General features: G+C 71.9%; 8 protein-coding genes and 1 tRNA gene. 1 reads left to right on the top strand and 8 read right to left on the bottom strand.

Annotated elements, in window-relative coordinates; genetic code table 11:
• Positions 1-14: 14 nt before the first annotated feature.
• The 4 genes from M2271_RS25515 to M2271_RS25500 form a co-directional block, all read right to left on the bottom strand.
• Complete coding sequence (locus M2271_RS25515; protein ID WP_280889661.1) at positions 15-1,052, bottom strand: L-idonate 5-dehydrogenase; 1,038 nt, start codon at positions 1,050-1,052, stop codon at positions 15-17.
• Between the two features lie 17 nt (positions 1,053-1,069).
• On the bottom strand, positions 1,070-1,828 hold the full coding sequence (locus M2271_RS25510; RefSeq protein WP_280889660.1) for an SDR family oxidoreductase: 759 nt from the start codon (positions 1,826-1,828) through the stop codon (positions 1,070-1,072).
• Between the two features lie 10 nt (positions 1,829-1,838).
• Complete coding sequence (locus M2271_RS25505; RefSeq protein WP_280889659.1) at positions 1,839-3,236, bottom strand: gluconate:H+ symporter; 1,398 nt, start codon at positions 3,234-3,236, stop codon at positions 1,839-1,841.
• Between the two features lie 127 nt (positions 3,237-3,363).
• On the bottom strand, positions 3,364-3,882 hold the full coding sequence (locus M2271_RS25500) for a gluconokinase (protein ID WP_280889658.1): 519 nt from the start codon (positions 3,880-3,882) through the stop codon (positions 3,364-3,366).
• Positions 3,883-4,024: 142 nt separating this feature from the next.
• Here M2271_RS25500 and M2271_RS25495 point away from each other — a divergent pair, with 142 nt between their 5' ends.
• Positions 4,025-4,726: a FadR/GntR family transcriptional regulator gene (locus tag M2271_RS25495; protein ID WP_280889657.1), complete on the top strand. Its 702-nt coding sequence runs from the start codon at positions 4,025-4,027 to the stop codon at positions 4,724-4,726.
• Positions 4,727-4,752: 26 nt separating this feature from the next.
• On the opposite strand, the gene M2271_RS25490 is transcribed toward M2271_RS25495, so the two are convergent.
• From M2271_RS25490 to M2271_RS25475, 4 genes are all read right to left on the bottom strand, one after another.
• On the bottom strand, positions 4,753-5,196 hold the full coding sequence (locus M2271_RS25490; protein WP_280889656.1) for a YchJ family protein: 444 nt from the start codon (positions 5,194-5,196) through the stop codon (positions 4,753-4,755).
• 203 nt (positions 5,197-5,399) lie between these two features.
• A complete protein-coding gene (locus M2271_RS25485; protein ID WP_280889655.1) occupies positions 5,400-6,782 on the bottom strand; it encodes a M1 family metallopeptidase in 1,383 nt (460 codons plus the stop codon).
• Positions 6,783-6,856: 74 nt separating this feature from the next.
• Positions 6,857-10,711, bottom strand: a complete 3,855-nt coding sequence (locus M2271_RS25480) for a Pls/PosA family non-ribosomal peptide synthetase (RefSeq protein WP_280889654.1) — start codon at positions 10,709-10,711, stop codon at positions 6,857-6,859.
• Positions 10,712-10,990: 279 nt separating this feature from the next.
• A tRNA-Leu gene (locus M2271_RS25475) sits at positions 10,991-11,075 on the bottom strand.
• Positions 11,076-11,176 lie beyond the last annotated feature (101 nt).

The following is an 11,176-nucleotide window of genomic DNA, read 5'->3' as shown; positions in this document are numbered from 1 at the left end:
CATGCCGGGACGTCTCAGGGTGTACTGAGGCCGCCGAAGTCCAGCAACACCTTGCACGACCGGCTCCGGTCGGCGGCCAGCGCGAACGCTGATTCCGCCTCCCGGACCGGGATCACCGCGCTGACCAGCCCGTCGAACGCCGGCTCGGCCGCGAGCAGTTCCAGCGCCGCGTCGAACTCACCGTCGAAGCGGAACGCGCCCCGCAGCTCGATCTCCCGGCTCACCACGAGGTTGCCCGCGAACGGGCTCGGCCCGGGCGGCAGCATGCCGAGCTGTACGACGACCCCGCCGCGCCGCACCCGACGCAGACAGGCGTCGAGCCCGGCGGCCACTCCGGATGCCTCCACGGCCACATCCACCTCCGCCGGCCACCCGGCATCGTCCGGATCGTCCGCCCGTACGACGGTGTCGGCACCCGCGGCCGACGCGTACCGCAGCGCCGCCGGGAGCAGGTCCGTCACCGTCACGTGTGCGGCGCCCGCCGCCTTCGCCGCCGCGACCACGAGGCACCCGATGGGACCCGCGCCGGTGACCAGGACATGCCGCCCGCGCACATCCCCGGCCCGCCGCACCGCGTGCAGCGCCACCGACAGCGGTTCGGCGAGCGCCGCCCGGCGCGGCTCCAGACCGGCCGGAAGCGGCCTCAACTGCTCGGCCGGTACGACCACCTGGGCCGCGAAGCCGCCCTGGACGTGCGGGAAGCGGGCCGCGCTGCCGAGGTAGCGCGTGTCCCGGCAGACGTTCCGGCGCCCGTCCGCGCACTCCGGGCACACCCCGCAGGGGCTCGCCGGGTGCACCGCGACGGCCGTACCGACAGCAGGCCCTGACGCTCCGTCGCCGTACCTCACGACCGTCCCGACCACCTCGTGGCCGAGCACCATGGGCTCCTTGAGCCGGAAGTCGCCGACCCCGCCGTGCCGCCAGTAGTGCAGGTCGGACCCGCACACGCCGCCGTAGCGGACGGCGACCAGCGCCTGGCCGGTGCCCGGCGACGGTACCGGAACCTCCTCGACCCGCAGGTCGCCCGGACCATGGATCACGCATGCCGGCATCGCCGTCTCCTCCTCGGTCACAGCACGCTCGTCATGCCGCCGTCGACATACAGCACCTGCCCGCCGACGAAGTCCGCGGCGGGCGAGGCGAGGAACAGCACCCCGCCCACCAGGTCCTCCGTACGACCCCAGCGCCCGGCCGGGGTGCGCCGCCGCACCCAGGCGCTGAACTCCTCGTCCTGGACGAGGGGTTGGGTCAGCTCGGTCTCGATGTAGCCGGGACCCAGACCGTTGACCTGCACGCCGTACGGTCCCCAGTCCGCGCACATGCCCTTGGTGAGCATCTTCAGCGCGCCCTTGGTGGCGGCGTAGGGGGCGATGCCGGGCCGGGCCACCTCGCTCTGCAGCGAGCAGATGTTGATGATCTTGCCGTGGCCGCGTTCCGTCATCCGGCGGGCGGCTTCCCGGCCGACCAGGAACGCGCTGGTCAGGTTGGTGTCCAGGATCCGGTGCCAGTCCGAGTCGGTGAACTCCAGGAGAGGGGCGCGCAGTTGCATGCCCGCGTTGTTGACCAGGATGTCGAGCGGGCCCACCCGCTGTTCGACATCCGCGATCCCGGCGGCCACCGACGGGCCGTCGGTCACGTCGAACACGGCCGTGTGGACGTCGCCGGGCAGCTCTGTGGCGGCCTCGGCGAGCCGGTCGCCGTCCCGCCCGTTGAGGACGACCCGGCAGCCCGCCTGAGCGAGTCCCCGGGCCAGCGCGAGGCCGATGCCCCGGCTGGAGCCGGTGACCAGGGCCGTGCGGCCGTTGATGTCGAAGAGAGGGTGACTCATTCCCGTACCCCTAAATGATCAGCGAGAGGAGCAGGACCAGGCCGCCGCCGACCACCGAGATGATCGTCTCCATGATGGACCAGGTCTTGAGGGTCTGGCCGACGTCCAGGCCGAAGTACTCCTTCACCAGCCAGAATCCGGCGTCGTTGACATGGCTGAAGAAGAGCGAGCCGCTGCCGATGGCCAGGACGAGCAGGGCCGTGTGGGCCGTCGACATGTCGGCCGCGAGCGGGGCGACCAGGCCGGCCGCCGAGACCGTGGCGACCGTCGCCGAGCCGGTCGCCAGTCGGATCGCCACGGCGATCAGCCAGGCCAGCAGCAGGGCCGGGATCGACCAGTCCTTGGATATCTCCAGGACCATCTGCCCCACACCGCTGTCGATCAGGGTCTGCTTGAAGCCGCCGCCCGCGCCGACGATCAGCAGGATGCCCGCGATGGGCGCGAGTCCCTTGTCGACGAGCTGAGAGACCCGGTCCTTGGCGAACCCGGCGGGCCGCAGGAGGGTGAAGATGCCCACCAGCACGGCGGCGAGCAGTGCGATCAGCGGGGAGCCGACGACGTCGAACACACGCTGCCCGGTGTTCTCGGGGTCATCGATGACGATGTCGACGAGCGCCTTGGACAGCATCAGGACGACCGGCAGCAGGATCGTGGCCAGGGTCGCGCCGAAGCTGGGACGCCGCTCCAGTTCCTCGGAGGCGCGCTGCGGGATCATGCGGTCCGGCGCCGGGACGTCCACCCAGCGGGCGGCGACCTTCGAGAACAGCGGACCGGCGATGATCACGGTCGGGATGGCGATCAGGACACCGAGCGCCAGCGTCAGGCCGAGGTTGGCCTTGACCGCGTCGATCGCGATCAGCGGGCCGGGGTGCGGCGGGACCAGGCCGTGCATGACGGACAGACCGGCGAGGGCCGGGATACCGATGCGCATCAGCGAGTAGTTGCCCCGCTTGGCGACCATCAGCACCACCGGGATCATCAGCACCACGCCGACCTCGAAGAACAGCGGCAGGCCGATCACCGAGGCGATCAGCACCATCGCCCAGGGCATCGTGCGGGGGGTGGCCTTCGCCAGGATCGTGTCGACGATCTGGTCGGCGCCCCCGGAGTCGGCGAGCATCTTGCCGAGGATCGCGCCCAGCGCGATCAGCACGCCCACACCGGCCACGGTGGTCCCGAGCCCGGTGGTGAAGCTGACGATGGCCTTGTCGAGCGGCGCCCCGGCGAACGCGCCGAGCGCCAGTGTCCCGATGGTCAGCGACAGGAACGCGTGGAGCTTGAACTTGGTGATGAGCAGGACGATGACGGCGATGCCCGCCAGAACGGCGATACCCAGCTGAGCGTGGCCGGCCGAGGTGATCGGCTCGGGTGCGTCCGCTGCCAGCATCTCGACACTGAGTCTGGTCACGGGAGGTTCCTTGCAGGTACGGGGATGGGGAGGGGTACTGCGATGGGGGTACGGAGGGGTACCGCAGTGGGGAGGGGGAGGGGGTACTGCGGGTGGGGAGGGGTACTGCGGCGACGGTGGAGAGTGATTACCGGGATGTCTCAGGAAGCGCGTCGAGCGCTTTCGCGGCCCGCTCGGTGATCTCCTCCGGGCTGCCGGAGACGTCGACGGCGACTCCGGCCTCGTCCGCCTGGAGCGGCTGGAGCGTGGCGAACTGCGAGTCCAGCAGCGCGGTCGGCATGAAGTGACCCTGCCGATGCGCCATCCGGTCCTCGATCAACGCCCGGTCGCCCGCGAGGTGCACGAAGACGGCTCCGGGAGCGGAGGCCCTGAGCCGGTCGCGGTACGACCGCTTCAGCGCCGAACAGCTCACCACCCCGCCGAGCCCGGCCCGCCCGTGCGCCCAGACGCCGATGGCGTCGAGCCATGGCCACCGGTCGGCGTCCTCGAGCGGAGTGCCGGCCGACATCTTGTCGATGTTGGCCTGCGGGTGGAAGTCGTCGCCCTCGGCGTACGGGACGCCCAGCCGGGCCGCGAGCAGGGGACCGATCGTGGTCTTGCCCGTGCCGGCGACGCCCATCACCACGACGACGTGAGGGGTACTCATCACTGCCTCGCTGTCTTCCTCGACATCCGACGTCGACATCTGACGTCGGCATACTGAAACCCACTAGGTACGACTAATTCAAGAGTCTGCAACAAATAAGTCTGACTTTTTGTTCCTGTGACCTGGCCCGTACGCTGAGTGCATGAGCGCATCGGACCGCGGGTTGCACGGCCGAGTACTGGAGGCCCTCGGCCCCGCGATCACCGCAGGGGAGTACCCGCCGGGCAGTGTCCTGCGTACCGACGAACTCGCCCAGTGTTTCGACGTCTCCCGCTCCGTGATGCGCGAGGCGGTCCGCGTACTGGAGTCCATGCACCTGGTCGAGTCACGCCGCCGGGTGGGCGTGACGGTGCGTCCCCAGAACGAGTGGAACGTCTACGACCCTCAGGTCATCCGCTGGCGTCTGGACGGCGCCGACCGCCCCCGTCAGCTGCGCTCGCTCACGATGCTGCGCTCGGCGATCGAACCGGTCGCCGCGGGTCTGGCCGCCAGGCACGCCACGGCCGAGCAGTGCGCCGAACTCACCGAGTACGCCCTGGGCATGGTGGCCACCTCACGCGGCCATCAGCTGGAGGGCTACCTCGTGCACGACATGGCCTTCCACCGCGTGATCCTCAACGCCTCCGGCAACGAGATGTTCGCCCGCCTCGGCGATGTCGTCGCCGAGGTCCTCACCGGCCGCACCCACCACGAGGTCATGTTCGAGGACCCCGACCCGGCCGCCGTCACCCTCCACGTCCAGGTCGCCGAGGCGGTCCGCGAGGGCGACGCACTCCGCGCGGAGGAACTGACCCGCGAGATCACCATGGGGGCCCTCCAGGAGCTGGACATACTGGCGCCGTAGCCCTCCTGCTCCAGAAACTCGCAGCCCTACTGGTCCAGGAACTCCCCGTCCACGTACACCCACGCCCCGTCCACCCGCTCGAACCGGCTCCGCTCATGCAGCGCACCGCCCCGGAACGAGGCCCGGAAGGTCACGGTGCCGGTGCTGTGGAAGGCGGAACCGTCCGTCGTGCCGAGGATCTCCAGGCCGGTCCAGCGCGTCCCCGGATCGAGGTCGAGCCGTGCCGGCCGGGTCCGCGGATGCCACGTCCGCAGCAGATACGGCGCGTCCCCCTTCACGAAGGCGCCGTAGCGGGACCGCATCAGCGCCTCGGCGGTGGGCGCCGCGGCAGGACCGGAGTGGTAGCGGCCGCAGCACGCCTCGTACGGCTCCGGAAGCCCGCAGGGACAGGCACCGGCGGGGCGGGAGGGGCGGGTACCGGCGGGGCGGGTACCGGCGGGGCGGGAGGGGCGAGTGCTGCGTCGGGACATGCACACCATTGTGCCGGGACCGCGCCCCGCGCCGCCCCGGCCGGTGAGCCCGGGCCCTACGCCTGCCGGGCCGGGCCGGGCCGGGCCGGGATCGTGGGGCGCGCGGTGCGGGCAGCGCACGCGGGACCATGTACGCGTCGCGCGCGGGCACCGTGACGGCGCGCTGCACTCCGCGCGAGCCCTGCACGGACCCGGCGCGGGCCCTACGCCGACCCGGCGTTGGTCGGCGGATGCGCGGGCCGGGCCGGTATCGCGGGGGCGTGCGGTGCCGGCAGCGGCGGCAGCCTCGTGCCGTACACCCATGCCTGGAACACCTGGTCCAGCGGCTCCGGCGCGAACCGGGCCGCGTGCGCGGTGAACGTCGTCGTGTTCACCGCCCCGCCCCGGTGCAGCGTCGCCCACCCGCGCAGCATCCGGAAGAACGCGTCGTCGCCCATCGCGCACCGCACCGCGTGCAGGACCAGCCCGCCGCGCTGGTAGAGCCGGTCGTCGAACATCGACTTACGCCCGGGGTCGGCCAGCGTGAGGTCCTGGGGCAGGGCGGACAGCGACCGGTGGGCCGCCACGGCGAGTTGATGCGCGCTCCGGCCACCCGACCGCTCCGACCACAGCCACTCCGCGTACTTCGCGAACCCCTCGTTCAGCCATATGTGCCGCCAGTCGGCGATGGACACGCTGTTGCCGAACCACTGGTGCGCCAGCTCGTGCGCCACCAGCCGCTCCCAACCCCGAGCCCCGTCCACATGGTTGGCGCCGAACAGCGACAACCCCTGTGCCTCGACGGGGACATCGAGCTCCTCCTCGGTCACCACGACCGCGTACTCGTCGAACGGGTACGGACCGAACAACTCCTGGAAGAGCTCCATCATCTGGGGCTGCCGCGCGAAGTCCCGCGAGAACTCGGGCAGCAGGTGCGCCGGAATGTGCCCGTGCTGCGGCACCCCGCCCGGGCCCGGATCGCCCAGCAGCACCGTCTGGTACTTGCCGATCGACAGCCCCACCAGATAGCTGGACGTGGGCGCGGCCTGCTCGTACACCCACGTGGTCGTCGACGCCTTCGTCGTCCGGGTCAGCAGCCGCCCGCCCGCCACCACCGCGTACGCGGACGGCGTGGTGATCGAGATCTGGTACGACGCCTTGTCGGCGGGCCGGTCGTTGCACGGATACCAGGACGGCGCCCCGATCGGCTGGCTCGCCACCAGCGCCCCGTCTTCCAGTTCCTCCCAGCCGAGCCCGCCCCACGGACTGCTCACCGGCTTGGGGTTGCCGGACCAGTGCACTTCCACCGTGAAGGGGGCGCCCGGACGGACCGCCTTGACCGGACGCAGGCGCAGCCTGCCGCCCCGGTGCGTGTAGTGCGGCTGCCGGCCGTCCACCCGGATCCGGCCGATCTTGAAGTCGCCCAGGTTCAACTGGAATTCGGGCAGCGGAGACCGTCCCGCTATCGCGTTGATCCGGGCCGTCCCCGACAACCGGTTGGGACCCGGGCGGTAGTCCAGCGCGAGTTCGTAGCGATGCACCCGGTAGCGGGAATCGCCGTTGGCCGGAAAATAAGGGTCCGGACCCACTGCCTGCTGAACGGTCACTGCGGTGTCTGCTCCCTGCGCTGTGCTCGAACGTCGTGCCGGTGCACCGTCCTCGGACCCCGGCTGAGCCGCGCTCAGGAACGCCATGACTCGATCGGGTTGCCCAGCCAGCGGGTGTCGTCGGGAACGGACTCCCCGGCCATCACCAGCGACGCCGGTCCCAGAGTCGTACGGGCGCCGATCGTGCTGCCGGGCAGGACGATTCCGCCAGGACCCAGCGTCGCGCCCTCACGGAGGACCACAGTATCCGTCCGCAAGATCCGGTCGTGGAAGAGGTGGGTCTGCAGCACACAGCCACGGTTCACGGTCGCCGCGTCCTCCAGCGTGACCAGGTCGGTCTCGGGCAGCCAGTAACTCTCCACCCACACGCCCCGGCCGATCCGCGCCCCGAGCCCGCGCAGCCACGCCGTCAGCACCGGCGTACCGGGCACGGAACCCGCCAGCCACGGCACCGCCAGCACCTCCACGAACGTGTCCGCCAGCTCGTTGCGCCACACGAAGGAGCTCCACAGCGGATGCTCCCCACTGCGGTGCCGCCCCACGAGCGCCCACTTCGCGACGACGGACACCAGACCCGCCACCAGCCCCACACCGAGCAGCACCAGCCCCGACAGCAGCGGCGCCCACGTGCCCAGCGCACACAGCGCGGCCACCGTCAGCACGGCCAGCCCCGCCGAGCAGAACACCGGTACGATCCGGCACAGCTCCACCAGCGCCCGGGCCCACAGCAGCCGGGCCGGCGGGTCGTACGTCCGGCTCTGGTCGCCGTCGGCCGCCGCACGCGGCAGCTTCATCGGCGGCAGCCCCAGATACGAGCTGCCCTTCTTCGCCTTCTTCGGCGTCGCCGACAGCACCCCGACCAGCCCGCCGTCCGGCACGGACCGGCCCGGCCCGGTCATCCCCGAGTTCCCGAGGAACGCCCGGCGCCCGATCTCCGCCCGCCCGATCCGCATCCAGCCCCCGCCGAGCTCGTACGGCGCGGTCAGCGTGTCGTCGGCCAGGAACGCGCCCTCGCCGACGGTCGTCAGGCTGGGCAGCGCCAGCACCGTCGAGACCTCGGCGCCCCTGCCGATCCGCATACCGAGCAGCCGCAGCCACACCGGCGTGGCCAGCCCGGCGTACAGCGGGAACAGCGTCTCCCGCGAGCGGTCCATCAGCTGCGTGACGGTCCACGCCTGCCAGCCGATCCGGCTGTGCGTCGGATGCGTGCCCTCCCGCAGGCCCACGCTGAGCAGCCGTACGGCGACCAGCAGCACCAGCGCGTACACCAGCCCGAAGGCGAGCGTCGCCGGGACGAGACCGAGCGCGACACCCGCGGCGGTCACCTCCGGCGTGACGAACCAGTAGCCCACGAACAGCGCGACCGCGCCCGCCAGCACCGGCAGCCCACTGAGCGCGAGGCCCGTGACGCCGTACATCGCCCGCCAGTACGTGCCCCGCACCGGCCGTTCCTTGGGCCAGTTGCGCTTGGCCTTGCCGAGCTTGACCGCGGGAGCGCCCGCCCAGCGCTGCCCGGTCGGAACCTGACCGGCGACCGCCGAGCCCGGCGCGACCTCCGCCCGTTTGCCCACCCGGGCGCCCGGGAAGAGCACGCTGCGGGTACCGACGACGGCATGCGCGCCCACCCGCACCGCACCGATCTCCAGCCGGTCACCGTCCAGCCACCAGCCGGACAGATCCACCTCGGACTCCACGGCCGCGCCCCGCCCCAGCCTGAGCAGGCCGGTGACCGGAGGCAGTGAGTGCAGGTCCACGTCCGGCCCGATCCGGGCGCCCAGCGCCCGCCCGTACCGCTCCAGCCAGGACCCGGTCAGCGAGGTCGCCCCGCTGAACTCGGCCAGCCGCTCGGCGGTCCACAGCCGCAGATGCACACTGCCGCCGCGCGCGTACCGGCCCGGCTCGACCCCCTTGAGGAGCAGCCGGGCCCCGCCCGTCGCGATCGCGAGCCGGCCGGGCGGACTGAAGAAGAGCACCGCTCCGGCCGCGACGAGCCACCACGGGGCGGTCGGCAGCCAGGAGTACGCGGGCAGCAGGTTGCCGAGCGCCGTCAGCGCCACGGTCCAGCGCAGCCCGATCACGGTGAACAGGGGGAGCAGGAGGAGGAGCTGGACCACCTGGGCGCGCACCGGAACCGGCGCGATGACCCGCGTGCCACCGTCGTCCTGCCTCGACTTCTCCAGATGCCGCGCGAGCTTGCGCAGCACGGGCTGCTGGTAGACGTCGAGGACGGCGGCGCTCGGGTAGCGGGTGCGCAGCCGTGTGGTCAGCTGGGCCGCGGCGAGACTGCCGCCGCCGACGGCGAAGAAGTCGTCCCGCGCGCCCGACACCGGGATGCCGAGCACCTCGCTCCACTGCTCGGCCAGCCACGCCTCGGTGCCGTACAGCTGCTCTACGGGACCGGTGCTCTGCAGCCCCTCCAACGGCCAGGGCAGGGCGCCCCGGTCGACCTTGCCGCTGGTCCGGGTCGGCAGCTCGTCGACCGGCGCGAGCAGCGGAACCAGGGCCGCGGGCAACTCGGCACGCAGCCTCTCGACGGCCGCCGCGTGATCCCAGCCGTCCTGGGTGACGACATAGCCGACGAGGAGCTGGTTCCCGCTGCGGGCAGTCCGTACGGCGGCCGCGGCGCCCGCCACACCCGGCAGGGCCTGCAACGCGGCATCCACCTCACCGAGCTCGATGCGCCGCCCGCCGAGCTTGATCTGCTCGTCGGCCCGCCCGAGGAACACCAGCCCCTCGGGCTCCGCCATGACGAGGTCACCGCTGCGGTACGCCCGCTCCCACCCGAGGGACTCCAGCGGCGCGTACTTCTCCGCGTCCTTCTCGGCGTCCAGGTACCGGGCGAGCCCGACCCCGCCGATCACCAGCTGACCGCTGGAGCCCATCGGCACGGGCTCCCCGGCCTCGTCGACGACGGCCAGCTCCCAGCCGTCCAGCGGCAGCCCGATCCGGATCGGCTCCGCACCGCTCATCAGCGAGGCACAGGCCACCACGGTCGCCTCGGTGGGCCCGTAGGTGTTCCACACCTCGCGTCCCTCGGTCACCAGCCGCTGCACCAGCTCGGGCGGGCACGCCTCGCCACCGAAGATCAGCAGACGTACGTCGTTGAGCGTCTCGGGCTCCCACAGCGCGGCCAGCGTCGGCACCGTCGACACGACGCTGATCTCCTGCTCGACCAGCCAGGGCCCGAGATCGGCGCCACTGCGGACCTGGGCACGCGGCACCGGCACCAGACAGGCCCCGTACCGCCACGCCAGCCACATCTCCTCGCAGGACGCGTCGAACGCGACCGACAGGCCCGCCATGACCCGGTCCCCGGGCCCGATCGGGTCCTCGGTGAGGAACAGCTGGGCCTCGGCGTCCACGAAGGCGGCGGCGCTGCGGTGACTGACGGCGACACCCTTGGGCTTGCCGGTGGAGCCGGAGGTGAAGATGATCCAGGCGTCGTGCCCGATGCCGGGACGCGCGGCGGGGACCTCGGAGCGGCCGTGCACGGTCAGCTCGTGCCCGGCGCCGACGACGGCCCGCACCTCGGCCTCGCCGAACACCAGCTCGGCCCGCTCGTCAGGGTCCTCGGCGTCCACGGGCACGTAGGCGGCACCGGCGGCCAGCACGGCGAGGATCGCCACGTACAGATCGTTGGTTCCGGACGGCACCCGGACCCCCACGCGGTCACCGAGACCGACCCCGGCGTCCGCGAGTCGCCGCCGCAGCTGCTCCACCTTCGCGGCCAGCGCACGGTAGGTCAGCGGTGCCCTGCCGTCGTCGAGAGCGAGCTCGTTGGGATACGACCGCACGGACGCGTCGAGGACGTCCACAAGCGTGCGGGGAGGGGCCGCCGGCCCTCCGGAGAAACGTGCCGTATCGCCGAACCGTTCGCGGATCTCGTCATCGAGCAGGCCGAGAGCGTCGCTCTCGTGTATCGCTGCCATCGGGCCCTCGCGTCTTCGTTCCCGGAAACCCCCGGGGCGCTGGCGGGCCCGCAGGTCTGCCTGGGGTTGTCCGATTCCAGCTCCGTTCCGTAACAAGCCGGAAATTTTAGTACGACGCTAGGCCCGCCCGCTTCCGTCGGCCACTCGGGACGGCCTTCCGGGGGGTCCGTACCCGCGCCGCGAAGGGCCGTGACCTGGTGATCTTCAGGGTGAGGAGAGATGCCCCACACGACGAGCGAGGGCCGTGACCGTCTGGTCACGACCCTCGCTCTTCTCGTGTGTCCGAGGGGGGACTTGAACCCCCACGCCCGATAAAGGGCACTAGCACCTCAAGCTAGCGCGTCTGCCATTCCGCCACCCGGACAAGGTGTCTGTCGTGCGCGGTTTCCCGTGCGGCGACAGAGGAAACATTACCAGGCTTTCGACAGGCTCCTGATCCACCCCGGTCGTGCGTGGACCCCGTGC

It is taken from the genome of Streptomyces sp. LBL, from assembly GCF_029893585.1.
In the GTDB taxonomy this organism is placed as follows: Bacteria; Actinomycetota; Actinomycetes; order Streptomycetales; family Streptomycetaceae; genus Streptomyces.
Note: the sequence above shows the minus strand (reverse complement) of the source record. Positions and strands in the feature narration are given on the sequence as shown.